We start from the raw sequence: 22899 nt of genomic DNA, 5'->3' as shown, positions 1-22899 counted from the left end.
TCAGAAAAGAGGGGGCGCGTCGATTGTGCACAATCCACCGGGCACTGCAATGCTAGGCCGCACGTTTGGCCAACACGTCTTGCACTTGGGTGATCAGCCACTGCAAGGCGCCATCCCCCGCGCGGCGTTTATGCCAGGCCAGTACAAAACCGAAGGATGGGATATGAAACGGCGGCGGCACCACCAGCAAGTGCCGCGAGTCGATGTTCAGCAGCCCTTGGGAGGACACGGTAAGGATCAGGTCAGTGCCCTGGATCAACTGCGGCGCGATGCCCCAATGCGGCAGGCTGATCGCCACGTGCCGTCGCTCGCGGATCGCGGTCAGCGCCCGCTCGATTTCCGGGGTGCCGCTGCCGCGCATTTCCAGTAGCACATGGGGCCGTGCCAGGTAGGTCGGCAGGTCGAGCCCACCGTCGGCGGGCAAGCTGTCGCGGTCCACCAGGCAGGCGTAGTGCTCTTCGAATAACGGCGTGCTGCGCAACTCGGCCGGCAGGTCGGGAAACACGCCGGCGGCCAGGTCGATCTCCCCACTGAGCACCCCTTCCTGCATGCCTTCGCGACTGGCGTGGGTGATGGCCAAGTCAATCCCCGGCGCCTGCTCGCGCAGCGCCCGCACCAGCCCAGGCAACAAGAGAGCCGCGCCGTAATCGGACATGGCCAGGCGAAAGGTGCGCCTGGCCGACGCCGGATCAAAACGGTTCGGCGCCAGCAACGACTGGACCTGGACCAAGGCATCAGCCAGCGGCGCCGCCAGTTCCAGCGCGCGAGCGGTGGCGACCAGGCCGCCGCCTTGGCGTACCAGCAAGGGGTCGCCCAACAAATCACGCAAGCGCACCAGCGCATGGCTGACCGCCGGCTGGCTCAGGTGCAGGCGCTCGGCAGCGCGGGTGACATGCTGCTCGCTGAGCAACGCGTCGAGGATCACCAGTAGGTTAAGGTCAACACGGCGCAGATCATTCATGGCATGCATGTTCGGCATAAGAACTTGGAATTTAAATCTGCGCGACGAATACCGTAGAGTCCAGTAAAACCTTTTGGAGATTGATCATGACCACGTTGCATTGGCTGGGCTTGTTACTGCTGGCGGTGATTGCCGGGGCGGTGGTGCCGTTTCAAAGCGCAATCAACGCCAACCTCGGGCGCGGCCTCGGGCATCCGTTGTGGGCGACCCTGGCCTCGCTGCTGGTGAGTATTCTGGTGTTATTGCCGGTGATCCTGGCGTTACGGCTGCCGCTGCCAAGCCTCGGCTTTATCACCAAGGCGCCGCTATGGATGTGGACCGGCGGCGCATTCGGCGTGTGCTTTATCTCCCTGGCCCTGGTCTTGCTGCCCAAACTCGGGGCCTCGGGGTTTATCGCCCTGGCCATGGCCGGGCAAATCCTCGCGTCATTGTTGCTCGACCACTTCGGCCTGTTTGGTCTGGTAGAGCGGCAACTGACCGCCCCCCGCTTGCTTGGGGTGCTGATGTTGATTGGCGGGGTGGTGTTGATTCAGTTCAGTAGTGCGCCAGCCAAGGCATTGGCTGGCGTGAGCTGAGTCGTCAGCGCTTGTCGGAGGTGCGCAACTTATGCGGCAAGCCCCACAGCAGCAGCGCCGCCGCAATCAATGCACACGCGCCAATCACATACAGCGCCGGGGTCGTGCTGCCCGTGATGTCCTTGATGCGCCCGACCATTACCGGGCTGACGATGCCACCGAGTTGGCCCAACGTATTGATCAGCGCAATGCATAGAACTGCCACTCGGCCGTCACAAACACCATCGCGGCCGTCGCCAGCCCCCAGGACACCATGATCCGGGCAATCCAACGCCGGGCGCCGACCTTGTACAACATCATGTTGCTCGGGACTTCGAAGATCACATACCCGATCACAAACAGCCCCTCGCCCAAACCGTAGGCGGTGTTGCTCAAACCCAGGTCAGCCTGCAACTGGAACTTGGCGAAGCTGATATTGATGCGATCAAAAAAGGCAAACAGATAACACACCATGATCAACGGCATCAGGCGCCAGACGACGGATCAGGCTTTTCGAGAGCATTACAAACGCTCGGCAGCCAGGCGATGGATCTGCGCAGGCTCAATCACCGCTTGCGGAGCGCCATGCCGGACCACCGCGAGCATCGCCCGGCCCACGGTCTCGGTACTCACCACCCAGGCTGGCCGCATGCGCCGGAACAGGGACAGCAGCGGCCCGATCAGGTTGTAGATCGTCTGGTAGAGCGCGGTTTTCGAACGCACGCCATGCAGCGGCTGAATGATCCCCGGCCGGAACAGATACACCGCCTTGAACGGCAGGCGCAGCAAGGCGTTCTCGGTCTTGCCCTTGACCCGCGCCCACATCACCTTGCCCTGCTCGGAACTGTCGGTGCCGGTACCGGACACGTACACAAACGTCATCTGCGGATTGAGCCGCGCCAGGGTACTGGCGGCGACCAGGGTCAGGTCGTAGGTCTGCCGGGTGTAGGTGGCTTCATCCACGCCCACCGACGACAGCCCCAGGCAAAACAGACAGGCATCAAAGCCCTGCAGCAAATGCTCCAGGGGCTGGAAGTCGAACATATCGGCATGCAACACCTGGTGCAGCTTGCCATGCTCCTGGGTCAACGCCGTGCGCCCCACCGCCACCACTTCCTGCACATCAGCGGCCAGCAGACACTCACGCAACACGCCCTGGCCGACCATGCCGGTGGCGCCGAATAGCAGAACTCTCATCAGGGAGGCCTCAGTGGCAAGTTTCAAGCTAAAGACAAATACACTAACAGCTTGTAGCTTTGCGCCTGAAATTTAGCGTTCAGAAAGGAACTCGCCCCCTTGAAGAGCACCACAACCCTCGCCATTGCCTGCTGCACCGCCTTCCTGTCCCAGGTTGGCATCAGCATTTACCTTCCCGCAGTCCCGGCCATTTCCCAAGCGCTGCAGGCCCTGGAGGCTCAAGCTTCGCTCGCCTTGGCGGTGTATCTGGTAGGCATGGCGCTGCCAATGCTGCTATGGGGCAGCCTGGGTGAGCGCCTGGGCAGGAAGCCGGTATTGCTGGCGGCACTGGCCCTGTATGCACTGGCCAGTGCCGCCATCCCCTTGGCTCACAACATCGAGACGTTTCTGTCGCTACGGTTTGCCCAGGGCCTGGGCGCCGGTGGCGTTTCGGTGATGGCTCGGGTGTTGGTGCGCGACAGTTTCAGCGGTGCATTGTTGGCCAAGGGGCTGTCGTGGCTGGGCATGACCTTCGTGATCGCCCTGGGCATCGGCCAGTTCATTGGCTCGGTATTGCAAGTGGCGTTTGGTTGGGAGGCGATCTTCTATGGCCTGGCGTTGGCGGCAATCGGGCTGATTGGCGTACTGCAAGGGGTGGCGTTCCCGGCGCGGATGAAAGCCGATGGACAGGTTTCTGCGTGGCGTATCTACCACATGATTTTGCAACACCCGGCGTTTCTCCGAGCGGCGTTGGCGGGCGGATTGGGGTATGGCGTGATCATCGCGTTCAACACCTGCGCTCCGCTGATTCTGCAGGGTCGCTTCGAGTGGACTGCCGCGCAGTACGGGCTGCTCGGCTGGCCGATCAGCGCGGCCTATCTGGCGGGCGCACTGATGGTCAATCGCTGGGTTGCCCGCAGCGGACGCCTGCCGATGATGACATGGGGTGTGACATTGGTGATGGGCGGCAGCTCGGTGATGTTGCTCGCAGGCTGGTTCGCCAGCGATTGGGCCTGGCTGCTGTGGCTGCCATATTGCGTGGCGGTGTTCGGGCAGTCGATGAGTTACCCCATCAGTCTGTCCTTGGCCAACGATCATTCTCCGATAAGCGGCTCGTACGCCATGGCCCTAAGTGGCTTTTTGCACCAGTTGCTGGCGGCGCTGATAGGGGGTGTGGCCAGCTTGCTGGTCAGTCAGCAAGTGTGGCCATTGGCGGCGCTATGTGTAGCTCTGGCGGGCGGCGCACTGTGGTGCGTCGCCCGTTCCAGGGCGGATTAAAACGCGCTACGGAAAATCTCCTCAATCTGACGCTGGTCCGCCCGCCGTGGGTTGGTCAGGCCGCACGCATCCTTGAGGGCGTTGGTGGCCAGCAGCGGGATATCCTGCAACTTGGCGCCCAGCTCGCGCAGGCCGGCCGGGATATCGACGTCCTGGGACAGGCAGCGGATCGCCGCGATGGCCGCCTGGGCGCCCTCTTCCGGGCTGGCGTGTTTGTTATCCACCCCAAGGGCGCGGCCGACGTCGCTCAGGCGCGCCGCGCTGACACTGGCGTTGAAGCTTTGCACGTGGGGCAACAGCACCGCGTTGCATACGCCGTGGGGCAAGTCGTAGAGGCCGCCCAACTGGTGGGCCATGGCGTGGACAAACCCCAGGGAGGCGTTGTTGAAGGCCATGCCGGCGAGAAACTGCGCGTAGGCCATGTTTTCCCGGGCCGCCATATCGCTGCCGTCGCGCACGGCCAGACGCAGGTTGGCGCTGATCAGCTCGATAGCCTTGATCGCGCACGCGTCGGTGATCGGGTTGGCGGCCGTGGACACATAGGCTTCGATGGCGTGGGTCAGCGCGTCCATGCCGGTGGCGGCGGTCAGGCCCTTGGGCATGGCGACCATCAGTGCAGGATCGTTGACCGACAGCAGCGGTGTGACGTTGCGGTCGACGATGGCCATTTTCACGTGGCGGGTTTCGTCGGTGATGATGCAGAAACGGGTCATTTCGCTGGCGGTGCCGGCGGTGGTGTTGATCGCCACCAGGGGCAGCTGTGGCTTGCTCGATTGGTCGACACCTTCGTAGTCGCCGATATGCCCGCCATTGGTGGCACACAGGGCAATGCCCTTGGCGCAGTCATGGGGCGAGCCGCCGCCCAGCGACACCACGAAATCGCAGGCACTTTGCTGCAACAACGCCAGGCCGTTCTCGACGTTCTCCACATTGGGGTTGGGCTTGGCGCCGTCGTAAATCACTGAGTCGATGTCCTGCATTGCCAGTTTCTCGGCAATCATCCTGGCCACGCCCGCCTTGGCCAGGCCGGCGTCGGTGACAATCAGGGCCTTGCGAAAACCGTAGTTGCGGATCGCGTTCATGGCTTCGTCGAGGCAGTCGATGCCCATGATGTTGACGGCGGGAATGAAGAACGTGCTGCTCATGATGAATCCTCGGGGATGCGTTGATTCCTACAGCATCAACCTCACCCGCCTGCGGCATCTTGACCAAGATCAACGCCCGCCCGTGATAAAGTCACCGCCCAGCCGTTTTTGAGTAGACCCGCCGCAATGAAGGATTTCCAGGATATCGACGCCACCCTTGAAGACTGGAACGCACTGCGCAACAGCATCGCCTTCGACGCCATCCTGATCGGCAACGGCGCCAGTCGCACAGTCTGGGAAGACTTTGCCTACGACTCGCTGTTTGAAAACGCACGCACCGTGGAAGAAAAGCCCTTGAGCGCTTCCGAACTGAGCGTGTTTGACGCGATGCCGACCCGCAGCTTCGAGCAGGTGCTGGGCGCCCTAAAAACCACCAGCCGCGTCAACAAGGCCCTGGCCGTCAGCTCCGCCGCGCCGCGCAATCGTTACTACGCGATCAAGGAAGCGCTGATCAATACCATCCACGCCGTGCATATCCCGTGGCGCCTGGTACAGCCGTCGACCCTGGTGACCATCAATCAGGAACTGGCGAGCTACAAGACGGTGTTCACCAGCAATTACGACCTGCTCAATTACTGGTCGATCCTGCATACGCCGGGTATCGACGACCTGTTTCGCGGCGCCGAATCACGCTTTGACTTACGCGATACCGCAACCACCGCGACGCGCATTCTGTACCTGCACGGCGGCCTGCACCTGGTACGCAACCTGGATGGTTCGGCGCGCAAGCTGGCCTCCACCGACAGCACGTTGCTGAGCAGCTTTGCGATCAACAACACGATCAAGACCCTCGACGATGTGCCGCTGTTTATCAACGAAGGCCCCAGCAGCGAAAAGCTCAAGAGCATTCGCAGCTCGGATTACCTGTCGTTCTGCTATGAGCAATTGCTGGGACAGGAAGGTGCGTTGTGCCTGTTCGGCCATCACCTGAGCGAACAGGATGGGCACTTGGTGGAGGCAATTCGCCGGTCGAAGATCAAGACCCTGGCGATCTCGGTGTTTGGCCGCAGCGACGGGTTTATCCAACAGCAGAAACGCCGGTTTGCCGCACTGTTTGAGGAGATGGAAGTGGAGCTCAGGTTCTTTGCGGCACGCAGCCATGCACTCGGCAACCCGGCCCTGGCGGTGCCTGTCGAACACTGATCGGGTTAACGAAGGCGATCAAATGTGGGAGCCGGCTTGCCTGCGATGGCGGTGTATCAGCCACACCGCTATCGCAGGCAAGCCAGTTCCCACATTGACCGAGTTCCAACACAGCGTTGGCGTTATTCCTCGGCGCTGTGCACCACCACCAGCAACTGCGCCTGCACCTCGCCCACCGAGCGAATCCGATGGGGCTTTTGCGCGTTGAAGTGCAATGCATCGCCACGCTCCAACAGCACCCGTTCGGTCATGAAGTCCACTTCCACCCGGCCTTCATGCACAAACAGAAACTCTTCCCCCAAATGCTCCTTGAAGGTCTTGTCGCTGAATTCTGCCGGCGGATAAATGATGAACGGCAGCAGGCTGCGCTCGCTGACCTGATGGGCCAGTACTGCATAACCCGGCGCGGTCTCGGGCCGCTCGTGGCTGCGCACCAGGCTGTAGCTGTCGAGGCTGACGCTGCCTTCGCTGAACAGTTCCTCGACCTTGACGTTCAACGCCTTGGCCAGTTTCAGCGCGGCGGCAATCGACGGGGTGTTCAAGCCGCGCTCGACCTTGGACAGATAACTCTTGGTCATCCCGGATTTTTCGGCCAATGCCTCCAGGGTGACGCCGAGTTTTTTTCTCAATAGTTTCAAACGGATAGACATGCGCAGCGATTAATCCAAGCAGAGTGCGATGATTATTGCTTGCCAATGACACAAAGTGTCATATAGCCTCTTTAGTGTCATTTGCAGAACCCAACGACCTTGCGAGCAGCGGGAACCAGCAAATCGACGTCCATTGAACCACCCAAAGGACACCGATATGGCCAAGACATTAGCACTCCCGAAAGAACAACTGGTCAAGCAAGCGCTGACCCAGATGCAAAGTACCCTGGCGGATAATACGTGGACCGACCGGCAAAAGCTGGCCCTGACCTGCCGTATTCTGTTCGAGAACGGCCACGACTCGGGCCTGGCCGGGCAGATTACTGCTCGTGGCCCACAGCCTGGCACCTACTACACCCAGCAACTGGGCCTGGGTTTCGATGAAATCACCGCCAGCAACCTGCTGCTGGTCAACGAAGACCTGGAAGTGTTGGAAGGCCACGGCATGCCCAACCCGGCCAACCGTTTTCACAGCTGGGTGTACCGTGGCCGGCCGGATGTGAACTGCATCATCCACACCCACCCCACCCACATCGCCGCGCTGTCGATGCTCGAAGTACCGCTGCAGGTGTCGCACATGGACCTGTGCCCGCTGTATGAAGACTGCGCGTTCCTCGAAGCCTGGCCGGGTGTGCCGGTGGGTAACGAAGAAGGCGAAATCATCACCCAAGCCCTGGGCGACAAGCGCGCCATCCTGCTGTCGCACCACGGGCAGCTGTCCACCGGAAGCACCATCGAAGAGGCCTGCGTAATCGCGCAATTGATCGAACGGGCGGCCAAATTGCAATTGCTGGCCATGGCCGCCGGGACCATCAAGCCGATCCTGCCGCAGTTGGGACGCGAGGCCCATGACTGGATCTCCAAGCCCAAGCGCCACGGCGCCGCGTTCAACTACTACGCTCGGCAGAACCTGCGTCAACACGCCGATTGCCTGAACTGAAGCCTTTTTCGACCGGAGATATTCCATGTCCAGCCCTACTATTCACGGCATCATCGGCTACACCATCACCCCGTTCAGCGCCGACGGCAGCACCGTTGACCTCGACGCCCTGGGTCAATCCATCGACCGCTTGATCGACAGCGGCGTCCACGCCATTGCCCCGTTAGGCAGCACAGGTGAAGGCGCTTACCTGAGCGACGCCGAGTGGGACGAAGTCAGCGCCTACAGCATTCAAAAGGTCGCCAAGCGCGTGCCGACCATCGTCAGCGTATCCGACCTGACCACCGCCAAGGCCGTGCGTCGCGCGCGCTTTGCCGAAGCCGAAGGCGCCGATGTGGTGATGGTGCTGCCGACGTCGTACTGGAAGCTCAGTGAAGCGCAGATCCTCGCGCACTACGCGGCCATCGGCGACAGCGTCGGTGTGCCGATCATGCTCTACAACAACCCGGCCACCAGCGGCACGGATATGTCGGTGGAGCTGATCCTGCGTATCGTCCACAGCGTCGACAACGTGACGATGGTCAAGGAGAGCACCGGCGATATCCAGCGCATGCACCAGCTGTACCGCCAGAGCGAAGGCCAGGTGCCGTTCTACAACGGCTGTAACCCACTGGCCCTGGAAGCGTTCGCCGCTGGTGCCAAGGGTTGGTGCACGGCTGCACCGAACCTGATCCCGCAACTCAACCTGGACCTGTACCAGGCGATACTGGCCAATGACCTGAACCAGGCGCGGGAGCTGTTCTATCGGCAGTTGCCGGTGCTGGACTTCATCCTCAAGGGCGGCTTGCCAGCGACGATCAAGGCCGGTTTACGCCTGACCGGGCTGGAGGTGGGTGATCCACGGTTACCGGTGTTCCCACTGGACATGGCGGGTCAGGCGCAGTTGCAGAAGCTGCTGACCTCGCTGAGCTAAAACACCACCCCGTGGGAGCGGGCTTGCCCGCGATAGCGGTGGACCAGACACACCGCCATCGCGGGCAAGCCCGCTCCCACAGGGGAATGCATGCATCGCTAAATTTACGGAGACAAATAGCAATAATTCTCGATATCATTCGCGACTTTTCTGCAGCGTGCTGCGTCAAGAAGGATATCCATGCCTCGTTTCAAGCCCGACCCGCTGTCGGCCGATGCCTTTCGCGGGTTTTATGCAGATATCCTGCATTACCTGCGTAAACGCACGGACAACGCCAGCGACGCGGCGGACATGACCCAGGATGTCTTTACCCAATGGCTGGACTACCGCGACCGAGCCAAGGTCGAGCAGCCACGGGCCTTTCTGTTTCAGATGGCGCGCAACCTGTTGCGCGACCATTGGCGCAAACAGAAGGTGCGCCACGGCGTCCATCACGAGCAGGCCGAACGGGATGCCGAACCTGTCAGCGACGAGCAAAACGATCCCCTGGCCGCCGCCCAACGCCTCCAACGCCTGGAACAGTTGAAAGAAGTCCTCGCCGAACTCTCGCCCCGCAGGCGAGAAGCCCTTATGCTGCACCGCTTCGAAGGCCTGAGCCAGGCGCAGATCGCCGAACGCATGGGTATTTCGATCAGCATGGTGGAAAAGCACATCGCCTTTGCCCTGCTGCACTGCAAGCAGCGACTTCAAAAAGACCGGGCAAGGAGCAGCCAGAATGACCCGCTTGAGTAACCGCGACAGCCACAACATTGATGAGCACGACTGCATCGATGCCCAGGCTGCCAGTTGGTTTGCGCGCAATCGCAACGAAGGCAACACGCAGGAGCGCAAGGCCTTCGCCGCCTGGCATGCCGTGCCGGCCCATGCGCGCGCCTACGCCGAATTCGAACAGCTGTGGGCCGACCTCGGCGAGTTGCAGCAACTGAACAAACCCGTGCCCTTGCCCGCCCGCAAACCCGCGCCCTGGCGCCCCGCCCTGGCGGTGGCAGCCGCGCTGGTCTGTGCCTTGCTCGCCAGCAACCTCGGGGCCCCCCGCGGGCTGTATCACACCGACATCGCGGCGCAGGACAAAGGCATGCGCACCCTGGACCTGCCGGACGGCAGCACCTTGTACGTCAATGCCAGCACGCAATTGCGGGTGGACTTCGATGCCCATCGCCGTGTGATCCATCTGGACCGGGGCCAGTTGTACCTGGAGGTGGCACCCGACAAGGAGCGGCCGCTGTTCGTGCGCGCAGGCGAGGCCGATGTGCGGGTGGTGGGCACCGCTTTTGATGTGCGCCGCGGCCAGCAGCAACTGGTGGTCAGCGTAGCCCACGGGATGGTCGCCTTCGCCCCCGACCAGAAAGCCAGCGCCGTTATGCTCGGCGCCCAGCAGCGGGCGACCTACAGCTACGCCAAGGGCTCCGTGCAGCAGCAAACCGTGGCCGCTGGCGAAGTCGCCGACTGGCGCAGCGGGCACCTGTCCTTTCGCAACCGCGAACTGGCCAGCCTGCTGGATGAGTTGAGTCTGTACCGGCCCAAGGCCGTGGTGTTGGCCGATGGCGCGGTGGCGCGGTTGAAGGTTTCTGGCAATCTCGACGTGAATGACCCGGACGCGCTGATCAGTGCCCTGCCGGCCCTGTTGCCGGTGAAAACCGTGGCCCTGGGCGATGGCAAGATCCGTATCGAAGCGCGCAAGTAACACCACTTGAGAATATTTTTCATTCGCATGTGAGGATTTTTTTTCCTGCCGCGTCTTCCTCCGGTCTGCGTTTGATACGCATGCCTTTTTTGGCTATTTAGCCGCTTTGGGGGATTTCATGTTTCGCGCGCCTTGCCTTGCCCAGCACCTGTTTGTTCGACCGACACTGATCGCCGCCTGCCTGGCCGTCAGCCTCACGGCCCAGGCCGAGTCGTTCACCCTGCAACTGCCGGCCCAACCCTTGGCCACGTCCCTGAGCCAGGTGGCGCAACAAGCAAAAATCCAGCTGCTGTTCGATGAAGACCTGCTGAAAAATATCCAGGCGCCCGCGCTCAACGGCGATTTCACCCCCGAAGTGGCGATCCGCACCCTGCTCAATACCGGCGCGTTCACCCTGATCAAAGTGGGCAACACCTATGTCGTGCGCCCCGAAGAAAGCCGCACCACCAACAGCGCCAGCTTACAACTGGACGCCTTGAGCGTGATCGGCACCGGTAACCAGGTCGACGCCAGCACCGTCGGCCGCTCCACCCTGTCCCAGGCCGATATCGACCGCCTGCAGCCTAACAACATCGCCAGCCTGGTGCAGACGCTGCCGGGGGTGACCATGGGCGGTTCGATGAAACCGGGCGGGCAGATCATCAACATTCGCGGCATGGGCGAGGCCGAAGACGTGCCGATGACCGTCGATGGCGCCACCAAAAGCGGATTCGAGCGCTATCAGCAAGGCACCATCTTTATCGAGCCCGAGATGATCAAGAACGTCGAGGTGGAAAAAGGCCCGCACTCGGCCTTCACCGGTAACGGCGGGTTTGGCGGCACGGTCAACATGGTCACCAAAGATGCACCGGACCTGCTCAAGGACGGGCGCAACAGCGGTGCGATGCTCAAGTACGGGTATGCCAGCAACGACCACGAACAGGTCTACACCGGCGCCGTGTATGGCCGCACCGAGGACGGGCGCATCGACGCCCTGGCCTACCTGACCCAGCGCGACGGCGGCGATTTGAAGCTGGCCGCTGCGCGCGACTACGACAGCAAGCGCTACCCGATCAACCCGCAGCGCCTGCCCAACAGCGCCCAGGATGTGGACGGTCAACTGTTCAAACTGAACATGTACCTCACCGATGAACACAGCCTCGGTTTCTCCTACTCCCGGGCCAACAGCGAACGCTGGACGCCCTTCTCGTCCAGAAGCTACCCATCGCCACCGCAGCAGAAAGATATCGATCTCTATGGCTACGAAGCTGCCGTAAGACGGTATCTGGCCAACCGCCACACCGTCGATACCACGTGGTCGGGCAAGTACGAATACCACCCCCTGGATAACCCGCTGATCGACATGAAGCTCAGCTACTCGGAGTCCAACACCGACCAGACCGACGAGCGCGATGCCACGGCCGTTGTAGGCTTGTCCACCGGCGGGCGCAAGATGGACACCGCCTACACCGACAAGATTCTGGAGCTGCGCAACATTAGCCGCTTCAACACCGGCCCGCTGGACCATGCCTTGACCACCGGGGTGCAGATCCGCAAGCACATCCGCGATACCGACAGCTGGATGCCCGGCGCCAAGTACGACACGCCTGAGTACAACTACGGGCATTTCCAGCCGGCGTTCATGCCCCACGGCAAGGTCGACACCAACGCGTTCTACATCCAGGACGCGGTCACCCTGGGCGACGTGACCATCACCCCATCCCTGCGTTATGACCACGTGCTCAACCGTGGCAAAGCCAACGATGCGCCGTACTACAGCAACCCCGATCCGGCCTACGGCCATGACTACGGCGACCGCACCTATGCCGGCTGGTCTCCGCGCCTGGCGGTGTTCTGGAAAGTCACCCCGGACGTGGTGATGTTCGCCAACTGGAGCCGCACCTGGCGCGCACCGGTGATCGACGAGCAATACGAAGTCCAGGGCCTGGGCAGCCGCACCTCCACCAGCCGCAACCTCGACCCGGAACGCATCACCGCCATTACCGTGGGCAACGTCACCAGCTTCGCCAACGTGATCGCCAGCGGCGACAGCCTGCAACTGCGCAGCACGTTGTTCCACAACAAGATCGAGGACGAGATCTTCAAGGCCACCGGCCTGGGCTGCGCGCAACAGAACTCCATCAAAGGTTCCATCGCCGAGGTCTGCACCGATATGGCGTCGAAGACCAACTACCGCAACGTCGGCAGCATGACCATCAAGGGCTTCGAGCTTGAGGGCTACTACGACTCGACTTATCTGTTCGGCTCCCTGAGTTACTCGTGGGCCACCGGCAAACGCGAAAACCCCTACACCAACCCATGGGCGACCGACATCCACGTCTGGGCCCGGGATATTCCACCGGCCAAGTGGGTTGCCGTGCTGGGCACCAAGATTCCGGCCTGGGACGCTCAGGTGGGTTGGCAAGGTCAGTTCGTGCGCAAGACCGATCGTCTGCCCAGCGACAAATACTCAGGCGGCCTGAACAGCGGCTTCGGCGACAGCTTCTACGACCAGTACCCCAACGCCAGCTACGACACCCAGGGCCTGTTCGCCAAATGGACGCCGCAACAGGCGTACCTCAAGGGCACCGAAGTCAACTTCACGGTCGACAACCTGTTCAACCGCAGCTACATGCCAGCCTTGAGCGGCGACAGCGCCACCAGCGTCGGGCGCAACGCCAAGATCAGCGTGACGCGGTTCTTCTAACCCCAGCGCCTGCAGGAACTGTACGGTTCAATCTGCAGCCAGCTGTAAGCCCGCGTCCTGCGGGCTTTGTGGCTAGATGGGCGTCAACCTCTAGCCCATTTGAATCCGGTCGCGCCCCATGAACTCCCGTGAAAACACCGGCATGGCCCTCGGCCTGCTCGGCGTCGTTATCTTCAGCCTGACCCTGCCCTTCACCCGCATTGTGGTGCAGGAAATCCATCCGCTGCTCAACGGCCTGGGCCGCGCGCTGTTCGCGGCGGTGCCGGCGGCCTTGCTGTTGCTGTGGCGCCGCGAAGCCTGGCCGACCTGGCGCCAGGTGCGCGGCCTGACGCTGGTGATTGCCGGGGTGATCCTTGGTTTCCCGGTGCTGTCGGCCTGGGCCATGCAAACCCTGCCGGCCTCCCACGGCGCCCTGGTCAACGGCCTGCAACCGCTGTGCGTGGCGCTGTATGCGGCGTGGTTGTCCCATGAGCGTCCGTCCAAGGCCTTCTGGGCCTGCGCGGCGCTGGGCAGTGCGTTGGTGCTCGGGTATGCATTGATCAGCGGTGCCGGCAGCATCCAGGCCGGCGACTTGTTGATGCTCGGGGCGATTGCCGTGGGTGGCCTGGGTTATGCCGAAGGCGGCCGACTGGCCAAGGAAATGGGCGGCTGGCAGGTGATCTGCTGGGCGCTGGTGCTGTCGACGCCGCTATTGATCGGGCCGGTGACGTACCTGGCGCTGCAACACGACGGCGCAATCTCGGCGCGCACCTGGTGGGCGTTTGGCTACGTCTCGTTGTTCTCGCAGTTCCTGGGATTCTTTGCCTGGTACGCCGGGCTGGCCATGGGCGGCATTGCGCGGGTCAGCCAGATCCAACTGCTGCAGATCTTTTTCACCATCGCCTTTTCCGCGCTGTTTTTTGGCGAGCACATCGAACCGATTACCTGGCTGTTTGCCTGCGGGGTAATCGTGACGGTGATGCTGGGGCGCAAGACCGCCGTGCAGCCCGCACCCTCTCCCAAGGTAAATGCAATCTAATGTGGGAGCGGGCTTGCCCGCGATAGCGGTGTATCAGGCGCCAGATAGGTTGACTGACACTCCGTCATCGCGGGCAAGCCCGCTCCCACATTTTGATCCGCGCACTCTTCAGGACAGGTAGCCGTCAGCGCGCAGCAAGGTTTCCAGGCAGTGCTCACTGATCTGATAAAACGCCTTCAATTCCCGGATCTTCTCCAGCAACTGCGTGTTATCCGCAGGCTCCGCACGCTTGACCGCCAAAATCATCTTGTTCTTGTTGGTGTGGTCCAGGGAGATGAACTCAAAGACCTTGGTCTCATACCCACAGGCTTCCAGGAACAAGGCGCGCAAGCTGTCGGTGACCATTTCTGCCTGCTGGCCCAGGTGCAGGCCGTATTGCAGCATCGGCTTGAGCAGCGCCGGGCTCTGGATCTGCAAGCGGATCTGTTTGTGGCAGCACGGCGAGCACATGATGATCGACGCCCCGGAGCGGATGCCGGTGTGGATTGCGTAGTCGGTGGCGATGTCGCAGGCATGCAGGGCGATCATCACGTCCAGCTCGCTGGGCGCCACGCTGCGCACGTCACCGCACTTGAACACTAGCCCCGGGTGGTCCAGGCGGGCGGCGGCGTTGTTGCACAGGGTCACCATGTCTTCGCGCAACTCCACACCCGTCACCTGGCCTTCGGCCTTGAGGGTGTTGCGCAGGTAGTCGTGGATGGCGAAGGTCAGGTAGCCCTTGCCCGAACCAAAGTCCGCGACACGTACCGGCCGGTCCAGTTGCAAGGGGGATGAGGTCAGCGCATGGCTGAACACTTCGATGAACTTGTTGATCTGCTTCCACTTGCGCGACATCGCCGGGATCAGCTCGTGCTTGGCGTTGGTCACGCCCAGGTCGGCGAGAAATGGCCGGCTGAGGTCAAGGAAGCGGTTTTTCTCGCGGTTGTGCTCGGCCGACGGCGCCTCACGCAGCTGCTGGGGCTTGCTTTTGAACAGCGAGCTTTTGTTCTTCTTGCTGTATTCCAGCTGTGCCTCATCGGTCAACGCCAGCAGGTGCGCGTTCTTGAACGAGGCCGGCAGCAGCTCGGCAATCATCGCGACCCCATCGGCCAGGGCGAAGTTCTTGGTGATGTCACGGGTCTTGTAGCGATAGACAAAGGACAGGCAGGCCTGCTCCTTGACCGTCACTGGCTTGATGATCAGGCGCTGCAGGTCCGCCTCGTCGCCCACGTACTTGGCCAGCACCAGCTTGATAAAGGCGTTCTGCTCAAGGCTTGCGCGCAGCAGTTCGATGAACTGGGCGTGATGATCCGGCGCGGGGCTGGCAGGTTTAGCGGTGACAGACATGAACAAAAACGCCTCGGGCTGGGAATGCCGGGCATTTTAGGGGGGATGGGGGCTCAGGGCACGGAGTTATTTGCCCAACGGTCAGCGCAATTCAAAATGTCGCTTGTGTAGGAGCCAGCTCCCACACAAGCCAACTCCCACAGGTTATTTCAGGACGACCAAGCGGTTGGGCAGTTCATTGCGCGTGTGCGTCTGCGGCACATGCACCTTGAGCAGTTCGCCACAGGCCTCAATGCACGTGATAAACCCGCTCAACGTCTGCCCCTGTTTCACCTGCTGGGTAAACGTCTTGACGATGGCATCCCAACTGTTGTCATCCAGCCGTTTGGAAATGCCGTCATCCACCAGGATCTCCACGTAACGCTCGGCCTCGCTGACAAAAATCAACACCCCGGTGCTACCCAGGGTGTGGTGCAGGTTTTGCTCCAGGAACTGCCGGCGTGCCAGGTTTGACGCGCGCCAATGCCGTACCGAACGCGGGATCAGGCGGGAGGTGATGGCCGGCAGGCGGAACACCAGGCACAGCACAATGAAGGTCGCCCATTGCGCCAGCAACAAGGTGTGCATGGTCAGCCAGCCCGACAGGTAATGCACGATCCCCGGCACCACCAACGCCACCACACTGGCCCACAACAGCGGGATATAGGCGTAGTCGTCGGCGCGGGCGGCGAGTACGGTCACCAGTTCGGCATCGGTCTGTTGCTCGACCCTGGCAATCGCTTCGGCCACCTGGCGCTGCTCGTGTTCTGTCAGTAAAGCCATGGTTGTAGATGCTCTTTAGTTATTGTCATTACCAGCCACCCGAAGCCCCGCCGCCGCCGAAACCACCGCCGCCGCCCCGGAAACCGCCGCCACCACCACCGCCACCGCCACGCCCGCTGCTGCTGAGAATCGCCAGCAGGATGGCGCCCACCGGCAGCCCCATGCGGTTGCACAGCCACAGTACCACCAGCAACAGGATGAACAGACCGATGGAAAATACCGGGTTGTCCTTGGCGAAATTGGGATCCGCCACATGGGCCGGCACGGCCAACGGCTCACCGCCAACCACCTGGATCATGGCGGCCACGCCGTCGCTGATGCCCTGGGTGAAATTGCCCGCCTTGAACTTGGGCGCGATCACCTGGTTGATGATCACCCACGACTGCGCATCGGTGAGCACGCCTTCCAGGCCGTAGCCCACTTCGATGCGCAACTGACGCTCGTCCCGGGCCACGATCAACAGCGCGCCGTTGTCCTTGCCCTTCTGGCCGATGCCCCAGTGCCGGCCCAGTTGATAACCGAAGTCTTCAATGGGCAGGCCTTGCAGGTCGGGCACCGTGACGACCACTATCTGGTCGCCACGGGTTTGCTCCAGCGCCTGCAATTGCTGGTTCAGTTGCGTGCGCACCGCCGGGTCAATCATCTGCGCGTTGTCGACCACCCGCCCGGTCAGCGCCGGAAAGTCCGGGGCCGCCAGGGCAGTCAGGCTAAAGGCCAGCAGCAGCGCCGCCAGCCACCAAGCACGCCGGGTCATCAGAATTTCACTTGCGGCGCTTTATCGGCATCGGCACTGGTGGCCTCGAAGTTGGCGCGTACTGGCAAGTCGCTGTACATCACGCTGTGCCACAGGCGGCCAGGGAAGGTACGGATCTCGGTGTTGAAGGCCTGCACCGCGGCGATAAAGTCACGACGGGCCACGCTGATGCGGTTTTCGGTGCCTTCAAGCTGGGATTGCAGGGCCAGGAAGTTCTGGTTGGCCTTGAGGTCCGGATAGCGCTCGGACACCACCATCAGGCGGCTGAGGGCTCCGCTCAGGCCTTCCTGGGCCTGCTGGAACTGCTTGAGTTTTTCCGGGTTGTCGAGGGTGCTGGCATCGACCTGGATCGAGGTGGCCTTGGCCCGCGCTTCGATCACGGCGGTGAGGGTGTCCTGCTCATGGGCCGCATAGCCCTTGACCACTTCCACCAGGTTGGGGATCAGGTCGGCACGCCGTTGATACTGGTTCTGCACCTGGGCCCAGGCCGCCTTGACCTGTTCGTCCAGGGTCGGGATCTTGTTGATGCCGCAACCGCTCAGCACGCTGCTGATCAGTAGCAGGGCGGCGGCTTTCCAGCCCCATCGAATAGTCTGTGCTGCTTGCATGGTGTGTCTCCTGACCAACCTTATGGAATTTGACGACTGACCCTATACATCACGCGCTTGGGGCATAATCCGCCACTACTGGATTACAGCGAGCCAATCAGCTAAAAGATGCCCTTCTTTATGGATAGTTCATAAAGAGCTGAGAAGTGTGCGGTATTTATCCACACAACACCCGAACAACAATAGTCGCTCCCCACATTTTGGCCGAGCAGTGTTTTACCTGAACGCTGCGCAGTACGCCGAAAAAGGATATTCATGAAAAAGCTGTGTTTGCTGGGCCTTGTTGCCACTCTGGCCAGTCACTCCGTCGTTGCCGAGACCAAGCCCGCTGCGCTTAAAGACAAGGACGCGTTCGTCAGCGACCTGCTCCGGCAGATGACCCTGGATGAAAAGATCGGCCAGTTGCGCCTGATCAGCATCGGCCCGGAAATGCCCCGCGAGATGATCCGCAAGGAAATCGCCGCCGGGCGTATTGGTGGCACGTTCAACTCCATCACCCGCCCGGAAAACCGTCCGATGCAGGACGCGGCCATGCGCAGCCGCTTGAAGATCCCGATGTTCTTCGCCTATGACGTGATCCACGGCCACCGCACCATTTTCCCGATCAGCCTGGCCCTGGCCTCGAGCTGGGACATGGACGCCATCGGCCGCTCCGGGCGCATTGCCGCCAAGGAAGCCGCCGCCGACAGCCTCGACATCACCTTCGCGCCGATGGTCGATATTTCCCGCGACGCGCGCTGGGGTCGGACCTCCGAAGGTTTTGGCGAAGACACCTACCTGGTGTCGCGCATCAGCGAAGTGATGGTCAAGGCCTTCCAGGGCCCGAGCCCGGCCCAGGCCGACAGCATCATGGCCAGCGTCAAGCACTTCGCCCTGTACGGCGCAGTGGAAGGCGGTCGCGACTACAACGTGGTCGACATGAGCCCAGTCAAGATGTACCAGGACTACCTGCCGCCCTACCACGCCGCCATCAAGGCCGGCGCTGGCGGCGTGATGGTGGCGCTGAACTCGATCAACGGCGTGCCTGCTACCGCCAACACCTGGCTGATGAACGACCTGCTGCGCAAGGAGTGGGGCTTCAAGGGCCTGACCGTGAGCGACCACGGCGCGATCTTCGAGCTGATCAAGCACGGCGTGGCCAAGGACGGTCGCGAAGCGGCCAAGCTGGCGATCAAGGCCGGCATCGACATGAGCATGAACGACCAGCTCTACGGCAAGGAATTGCCAGGGCTGCTCAAGTCCGGCGAGATCGAGCAGAGCGACATCGACAACGCCGTACGTGAAGTGCTCGGTGCCAAGTACGACATGGGCCTGTTTGCCGACCCGTACCTGCGTATCGGCAAGGCCGAGGATGATCCGGCCGACACCTATGCCGAAAGCCGCCTGCACCGCAGCGAAGCGCGCGATATTGCGCGGCGCAGCCTGGTGTTGCTGAAAAACCAGAACGACACCCTGCCGCTGAAGAAATCCGCGACCATCGCCCTGGTCGGCCCGCTGGCCAAGGCCCCCATCGACATGATGGGCAGTTGGGCCGCCGCCGGTAAGCCCGCGCAATCGGTAACCCTGCTGGACGGCATGAACGCGGTGATCGGCGAAAAGGGCAAGCTGATCTACGCCCGTGGCGCCAACATCACCAGCGACAAGGCGGTGGTGGACTACCTGAACTTCCTCAACTTCGATGCCCCGGAAGTGGTGGATGACCCGCGCTCGGCCCAGGCGCTGATCGACGAAGCGGTCAAGGCCGCGAAAAACGCCGATGTGGTGGTGGCTGCCGTGGGTGAGTCCCGTGGCATGTCCCACGAATCATCGAGCCGTACCGACCTGAACATCCCGCAAAGCCAGCGCGACCTGATCAAGGCCCTGAAAGCCACGGGCAAGCCGCTGGTGCTGGTGTTGATGAACGGCCGACCACTGTCGATCCTCGAAGAGCACCAGCAAGCCGACGCGATCCTGGAAACCTGGTTCGCCGGCACCGAAGGCGGCAACGCGATTGCCGACGTACTGTTTGGTGACTACAACCCGTCGGGCAAGCTGCCGATCACCTTCCCACGCTCCGTGGGGCAGATTCCGACCTACTACAACCACCTGACCATTGGCCGGCCGTTCACCCCGGGCAAACCGGGCAACTACACCTCGCAGTACTTCGACGACACCACAGGCCCCCTGTACCCGTTCGGTTATGGCCTGAGCTACACCCGCTTCAGCCTGTCGGACATGGCGCTGTCGTCCACCACCCTGAACAAGACCGGCAAGCTCGACGCCAGCGTCACCCTGAAAAACACCGGCAAAGTTGACGGTGAAACCGTGGTGCAGTTGTACATTCAGGACGTGGCTGGCTCGATGATCCGCCCGATCAAGGAGCTGAAGAACTTCCAGAAGATCCTGCTCAAGGCCGGCGAATCGAAGGTGGTGCACTTCAGCATTACCGAGGATGACTTGAAGTTCTACAACACCCAGCTCAAGTTCGCCGCCGAACCTGGCCAGTTCAATGTGCAGATCGGCCTGGACTCCCAGGATGTGCAGCAGCAGAGCTTTGAACTGCTCTGACTTGAAGCAATAAACACGGTCAATGTAGGAGCTGGCCTTGCCTGCGATGGCAGCACCTCGGTGTAACTGATAGACCGAGGTGCCTGCATCGCAGGCAAGCCAGCTCCTACAGTTGATTGCGGTGTGTTCCCTACCCTCTTCGATCCAGCAGATTGACCACCAACCGGTCAATCCACCCCCACACCCGCTGCTTCACCCGCCGCCACAATGGCCGGGCCTTCCACGCCTCAAGGCTGACCACCTGGCTCTGGGCAAAATCGCGCTCAAAACTGCCCGCCACCGCCAGCGTCAACGCCGGGTCCAATGCTTCCAGATTGGCTTCCAGGTTGAAACGCAGGTTCCAGTGATCGAAATTGCACGAGCCAATGCTCACCCAGTCGTCCACCAGCACCATCTTCAGGTGCAGGAAACACGGCTGGTACTCAAAGATTTTCACCCCCGACTTGAGCAGGCGCGGGTAGTAGCGGTGCCCGGCGTAACGCACCGAGGGGTGGTCGGTGCGCGGCCCGGTCAGCAGCAGGCGCACGTCCACACCACGCCCTGCCGCACGGCGCAGGGCCCGACGCACGCCCCAAGTGGGCAAGAAGTACGGCGTGGCCAGCCAGATACGGTGCTGGCCGTTGTTCAAGGCGCGGATCAGCGATTGCAAAATGTCCCGGTGTTGCCCGGCGTCGGCATACGCCACTCGCCCCAGGCCCGGCCCGGTCGCTGGCACCTTGGGCAGGCGCGGCAAACCAAAATGCGTGGCCGGCTTCCAGGCCCGGCGGTGGTCGTTGACCCGCCATTGCCTGTCGAACAGGGCCTGCCAGTCCTGCACCAGCGGGCCGCTGATTTGCACCATCACTTCGTGCCAGTCGCAGGTGTCCTGGCCAGGGGTCCAGAACTCGTCGGTGACCCCGGTACCGCCCACCACAGCAATCGTCTGGTCGACCAACAGCAGCTTGCGATGGTCGCGGTAGAGGTTGCGCATCCCGCGGCGCCAGCGCAGCGGATTGTAGAACCGCAATTGCACCCCGGCCTCGATCAGGCGGCGCCGCAGGCTGAGGGTAAACGCCAGGCTGCCGTAGTCATCGAACAGGCAACGCACCTGCACCCCACGCTCGGCCGCCTGCACCAGGGCCTGGACCATCGCCTCGGCGCAGGCACCCGCCTCCACCAAATACAGCTCAAGCTCCACCTGGTGTTCGGCACGGGCAATCGCCACGAGCATCTGCGGGAAAAAATTCGGGCCGTCGATCAGCAATTCATAGCGGTTGGCGCTGCGCCAGGGGAACACCGCGCCACTCATGTCAGCGCGCCGTGAAAATTAGCACCGCACCTACCGGCACCGACAGGCTGATCGCGTCCAGGCCGGCAGCCTTGCGCAGGGTCTCGACACCGGTGAGCAAATCAAAATCCTTGGCGTGCAACACCAGCGGCTCCAGGGTCACCACCTGGAAACGCCGGTCATCCAGGCGCGTGGCCAGCAGCTCGGCGTTGTAGGTCTGGGTCTTGCCGTGCAGGGTGACCGACAGCGGCAGGCGCAACTCCAGTTGCGCGCCGGTGGCCAGATCGTTGATCGGCTGCAGATTGATTTGCGCGTTGATCTGCGCATCAGGGTGGGTCTTGATCTGGAACAGGTCGTTGCGCATGCGCTCGTCACGCAGCGGGATGCCACTGTTGATCGACTCCAACTCGACTTCCAACTGCGCGGCACCTTTCTCATCGACCTTGCCATGCAGCACCAGGAAGCGCTGGACTTCGGAAACATCGGTGTTCTTGGTGGTGACGAACGACAGCCGTGAGGATTCGTTATCCAGGTACCAGGCGGCCTGTGCGGGCAGGGTGGCAGTGGCCAGCAGCAAGAGAGCCAGGGGTTTGAGGAGGGATGTGTTGAACATTAAACACTCGCGCGGAGAAAAACCTGCCTGAACATTAACTGGCCGGCTTGCTGCACGCAATGTAAGGGAGACAGCAATGTATATCCCCCTCAGCCCAACGCATGCTGTACCCCGCGCACAGTCGCCTCCAGGCTGGCCAGATGCAAACTCAACACCCGCTCCACCGGCGCCTGGTGCATCGGCCAGTGCAACGCCATGCTCCCCACCAACCGGCCATTGGCCCGCACCGGCAGGGCCACCGCGCGGATCAGGAACGGCAAGCGCACCGGATACTCCCAGTACCCCTCGGTACGCTGGCCAAACCCCTGGTGCTGGGATTGCTCACAGGCGCGGTACTGGTCGTCGGCCGGCACATGTTCGCGGCTGGCCAGGCGCTCTACTTCATCAGAAGCCAACTCGGCCAGGCACGCCTTGCCCATGGCCGAGTGGAATAAACTGGCATGCTGGCCGACGATCTGGCAGTTGTTCGGGTACAGCTTGCGCAGCACCGTGGGGATCGCGCTCTCCATGACTTCCAGGCGTTCGCCGTCAAAGTTCGACAAATCCGCCACCAGCCCGGTGCGTTCGCTGAGTTCCAGCAGCCAGGGCGCCGCGCATTCCACCAGGCGGCGCTTGAACCGTTGCTGGGTATCGCCAAACAAACGCTGGGCACTGATGCGATAACGCCGGTCGCTCAGGCCGCGATAGATCCAGCCCTGCTCCTGCAAGGTCAGCAGCATGCGCGACACCGTGGCCTTGGGCAGGCGCGTCAGGTAATGCAGCTCCTCAAGCCCCAGGGCCTGGTGCTCACCGAGCAACTCGATGATGGCCAGTGCCCGCTCCACTGAGCGCACAGTACCTGTGTCGGCGTTGCTGCCCATGGCTGATCTCCCGG

Annotated in this window: 20 protein-coding genes and 2 pseudogenes; 10 read left to right on the top strand and 12 right to left on the bottom strand. The window is 62.0% G+C overall.

Translation table 11 applies throughout. The annotated features are described in order from the left end of the window. Positions 1-52: 52 nt before the first annotated feature. Positions 53-979: a LysR family transcriptional regulator gene (locus tag HBO24_RS15610; protein ID WP_170059965.1), complete on the bottom strand. Its 927-nt coding sequence runs from the start codon at positions 977-979 to the stop codon at positions 53-55. A gap of 68 nt (positions 980-1047) precedes the next feature. On the opposite strand from HBO24_RS15610, the gene HBO24_RS15605 reads away from it, so the two are divergent. Beyond that, complete coding sequence (locus HBO24_RS15605; RefSeq protein WP_057958768.1) at positions 1048-1536, top strand: DMT family transporter; 489 nt, start codon at positions 1048-1050, stop codon at positions 1534-1536. Between the two features lie 4 nt (positions 1537-1540). On the opposite strand, the pseudogene HBO24_RS15600 reads toward HBO24_RS15605, so the two are convergent. After that, positions 1541-2010, bottom strand: a pseudogene (locus HBO24_RS15600) (MFS transporter); the annotation flags it as partial. A 27-nt stretch (positions 2011-2037) separates the two neighbouring features. Beyond that, positions 2038-2712, bottom strand: coding sequence for an NAD-dependent epimerase/dehydratase family protein (locus HBO24_RS15595; protein ID WP_170059964.1), 675 nt, complete (start codon positions 2710-2712; stop codon positions 2038-2040). A gap of 99 nt (positions 2713-2811) precedes the next feature. On the opposite strand from HBO24_RS15595, the gene HBO24_RS15590 reads away from it, so the two are divergent. After that, a complete protein-coding gene (locus HBO24_RS15590; RefSeq protein ID WP_170059963.1) occupies positions 2812-3969 on the top strand; it encodes an MFS transporter in 1158 nt (385 codons plus the stop codon). Here the strand turns inward: HBO24_RS15590 and yiaY are convergent. Beyond that, positions 3966-5114 carry an L-threonine dehydrogenase gene (gene yiaY / locus HBO24_RS15585; protein WP_057439762.1) on the bottom strand — a complete coding sequence of 383 codons (1149 nt, stop codon included), beginning with the start codon at positions 5112-5114 and terminating at the stop codon, positions 3966-3968. The two genes, HBO24_RS15590 and yiaY, sit on opposite strands and share 4 nt — an antisense overlap. A 126-nt stretch (positions 5115-5240) precedes the next feature. Between yiaY and HBO24_RS15580 the strand changes: the two genes are divergently transcribed. Then, the gene (locus tag HBO24_RS15580; RefSeq protein WP_170059962.1) at positions 5241-6257 is read left to right on the top strand and encodes a DUF4917 family protein; all 1017 of its coding nucleotides are present in this window, start codon (positions 5241-5243) and stop codon (positions 6255-6257) included. Between the two features lie 122 nt (positions 6258-6379). Here HBO24_RS15580 and HBO24_RS15575 read toward each other — a convergent pair whose 3' ends face one another. Beyond that, positions 6380-6907, bottom strand: coding sequence for an XRE family transcriptional regulator (locus tag HBO24_RS15575; RefSeq protein WP_170059961.1), 528 nt, complete (start codon positions 6905-6907; stop codon positions 6380-6382). 157 nt (positions 6908-7064) lie between these two features. Here HBO24_RS15575 and HBO24_RS15570 point away from each other — a divergent pair, with 157 nt between their 5' ends. The 6 genes and pseudogenes from HBO24_RS15570 to HBO24_RS15545 all read left to right on the top strand — a co-directional run bounded on the left by HBO24_RS15570 (position 7065) and on the right by HBO24_RS15545 (position 14148). After that, positions 7065-7847 carry an aldolase gene (locus HBO24_RS15570; protein ID WP_057439765.1) on the top strand — a complete coding sequence of 261 codons (783 nt, stop codon included), beginning with the start codon at positions 7065-7067 and terminating at the stop codon, positions 7845-7847. 25 nt (positions 7848-7872) lie between these two features. Continuing rightward, on the top strand, positions 7873-8760 hold the full coding sequence (locus HBO24_RS15565; protein ID WP_170059960.1) for a dihydrodipicolinate synthase family protein: 888 nt from the start codon (positions 7873-7875) through the stop codon (positions 8758-8760). Between the two features lie 180 nt (positions 8761-8940). Beyond that, positions 8941-9479, top strand: a pseudogene (locus HBO24_RS15560) (RNA polymerase sigma factor). Then, positions 9476-10444, top strand: coding sequence for a FecR domain-containing protein (locus tag HBO24_RS15555; RefSeq protein ID WP_170059959.1), 969 nt, complete (start codon positions 9476-9478; stop codon positions 10442-10444). The pseudogene HBO24_RS15560 and the gene HBO24_RS15555 overlap by 4 nt, the downstream one beginning before the upstream one ends. A gap of 118 nt (positions 10445-10562) precedes the next feature. Beyond that, complete coding sequence (locus HBO24_RS15550) at positions 10563-13130, top strand: TonB-dependent receptor (RefSeq protein WP_115127573.1); 2568 nt, start codon at positions 10563-10565, stop codon at positions 13128-13130. 118 nt (positions 13131-13248) lie between these two features. Then, complete coding sequence (locus tag HBO24_RS15545; protein WP_057958761.1) at positions 13249-14148, top strand: DMT family transporter; 900 nt, start codon at positions 13249-13251, stop codon at positions 14146-14148. Positions 14149-14256: 108 nt separating this feature from the next. Here the strand turns inward: HBO24_RS15545 and HBO24_RS15540 are convergent, their stop codons facing one another. The 4 genes from HBO24_RS15540 to HBO24_RS15525 all read right to left on the bottom strand — a co-directional run bounded on the left by HBO24_RS15540 (position 14257) and on the right by HBO24_RS15525 (position 17598). Next, entirely contained in the window at positions 14257-15474 is a 1218-nt protein-coding gene (locus HBO24_RS15540) for an SAM-dependent methyltransferase (protein WP_115127571.1), read from the bottom strand. Positions 15475-15618: 144 nt separating this feature from the next. Then, the gene (locus tag HBO24_RS15535; RefSeq protein WP_170059958.1) at positions 15619-16236 is read right to left on the bottom strand and encodes a TPM domain-containing protein; all 618 of its coding nucleotides are present in this window, start codon (positions 16234-16236) and stop codon (positions 15619-15621) included. A 28-nt stretch (positions 16237-16264) separates the two neighbouring features. Then, positions 16265-16990 carry a YgcG family protein gene (locus HBO24_RS15530; protein WP_170059957.1) on the bottom strand — a complete coding sequence of 242 codons (726 nt, stop codon included), beginning with the start codon at positions 16988-16990 and terminating at the stop codon, positions 16265-16267. Then, complete coding sequence (locus tag HBO24_RS15525) at positions 16990-17598, bottom strand: LemA family protein (protein ID WP_029297013.1); 609 nt, start codon at positions 17596-17598, stop codon at positions 16990-16992. Before HBO24_RS15525 ends, HBO24_RS15530 begins: the two co-directional genes overlap by 1 nt. Before the next feature lie 255 nt (positions 17599-17853). On the opposite strand from HBO24_RS15525, the gene bglX reads away from it, so the two are divergent. Further along, entirely contained in the window at positions 17854-20145 is a 2292-nt protein-coding gene (gene bglX / locus HBO24_RS15520; RefSeq protein ID WP_170059956.1) for a beta-glucosidase BglX, read from the top strand. 130 nt (positions 20146-20275) lie between these two features. Here bglX and HBO24_RS15515 read toward each other — a convergent pair whose 3' ends face one another. The 3 genes from HBO24_RS15515 to HBO24_RS15505 all read right to left on the bottom strand — a co-directional run bounded on the left by HBO24_RS15515 (position 20276) and on the right by HBO24_RS15505 (position 22885). After that, entirely contained in the window at positions 20276-21433 is a 1158-nt protein-coding gene (locus HBO24_RS15515; protein WP_170059955.1) for a phosphatidylserine/phosphatidylglycerophosphate/cardiolipin synthase family protein, read from the bottom strand. A gap of 1 nt (position 21434) precedes the next feature. Continuing rightward, the gene (locus HBO24_RS15510; RefSeq protein WP_170045552.1) at positions 21435-22025 is read right to left on the bottom strand and encodes a YceI family protein; all 591 of its coding nucleotides are present in this window, start codon (positions 22023-22025) and stop codon (positions 21435-21437) included. Between the two features lie 89 nt (positions 22026-22114). After that, the gene (locus tag HBO24_RS15505) at positions 22115-22885 is read right to left on the bottom strand and encodes an IclR family transcriptional regulator (protein WP_057439776.1); all 771 of its coding nucleotides are present in this window, start codon (positions 22883-22885) and stop codon (positions 22115-22117) included. Positions 22886-22899: the final 14 nt, after the last annotated feature.

The organism is Pseudomonas sp. WS 5410 (assembly GCF_012985645.1).
Lineage (GTDB): Bacteria > Pseudomonadota > Gammaproteobacteria > Pseudomonadales > Pseudomonadaceae > Aquipseudomonas > Aquipseudomonas shahriarae.
This window is presented reverse-complemented; position numbering and strand designations above follow the sequence as displayed.

Bases quoted from the DNA above. Each gene is read 5' to 3' on its own strand.
- HBO24_RS15535 (WP_170059958.1), bottom strand. From the start codon at position 16,236: ATGGCTTTACTGACAGAACACGAGCAGCGCCAGGTGGCCGAAGCGATT.
- HBO24_RS15555 (WP_170059959.1), top strand. From the start codon at position 9,476: ATGACCCGCTTGAGTAACCGCGACAGCCACAACATTGATGAGCACGAC.
- HBO24_RS15605 (WP_057958768.1), top strand. From the start codon at position 1,048: ATGACCACGTTGCATTGGCTGGGCTTGTTACTGCTGGCGGTGATTGCC.
- HBO24_RS15510 (WP_170045552.1), bottom strand. From the start codon at position 22,025: ATGTTCAACACATCCCTCCTCAAACCCCTGGCTCTCTTGCTGCTGGCC.
- HBO24_RS15575 (WP_170059961.1), bottom strand. From the start codon at position 6,907: ATGTCTATCCGTTTGAAACTATTGAGAAAAAAACTCGGCGTCACCCTG.
- HBO24_RS15505 (WP_057439776.1), bottom strand. From the start codon at position 22,885: ATGGGCAGCAACGCCGACACAGGTACTGTGCGCTCAGTGGAGCGGGCA.
- HBO24_RS15515 (WP_170059955.1), bottom strand. From the start codon at position 21,433: ATGAGTGGCGCGGTGTTCCCCTGGCGCAGCGCCAACCGCTATGAATTG.
- HBO24_RS15525 (WP_029297013.1), bottom strand. From the start codon at position 17,598: ATGCAAGCAGCACAGACTATTCGATGGGGCTGGAAAGCCGCCGCCCTG.
- HBO24_RS15565 (WP_170059960.1), top strand. From the start codon at position 7,873: ATGTCCAGCCCTACTATTCACGGCATCATCGGCTACACCATCACCCCG.
- HBO24_RS15570 (WP_057439765.1), top strand. From the start codon at position 7,065: ATGGCCAAGACATTAGCACTCCCGAAAGAACAACTGGTCAAGCAAGCG.
- bglX (WP_170059956.1), top strand. From the start codon at position 17,854: ATGAAAAAGCTGTGTTTGCTGGGCCTTGTTGCCACTCTGGCCAGTCAC.
- HBO24_RS15545 (WP_057958761.1), top strand. From the start codon at position 13,249: ATGAACTCCCGTGAAAACACCGGCATGGCCCTCGGCCTGCTCGGCGTC.
- HBO24_RS15595 (WP_170059964.1), bottom strand. From the start codon at position 2,712: ATGAGAGTTCTGCTATTCGGCGCCACCGGCATGGTCGGCCAGGGCGTG.
- HBO24_RS15550 (WP_115127573.1), top strand. From the start codon at position 10,563: ATGTTTCGCGCGCCTTGCCTTGCCCAGCACCTGTTTGTTCGACCGACA.
- HBO24_RS15530 (WP_170059957.1), bottom strand. From the start codon at position 16,990: ATGACCCGGCGTGCTTGGTGGCTGGCGGCGCTGCTGCTGGCCTTTAGC.
- HBO24_RS15610 (WP_170059965.1), bottom strand. From the start codon at position 979: ATGCCGAACATGCATGCCATGAATGATCTGCGCCGTGTTGACCTTAAC.
- yiaY (WP_057439762.1), bottom strand. From the start codon at position 5,114: ATGAGCAGCACGTTCTTCATTCCCGCCGTCAACATCATGGGCATCGAC.
- HBO24_RS15580 (WP_170059962.1), top strand. From the start codon at position 5,241: ATGAAGGATTTCCAGGATATCGACGCCACCCTTGAAGACTGGAACGCA.
- HBO24_RS15540 (WP_115127571.1), bottom strand. From the start codon at position 15,474: ATGTCTGTCACCGCTAAACCTGCCAGCCCCGCGCCGGATCATCACGCC.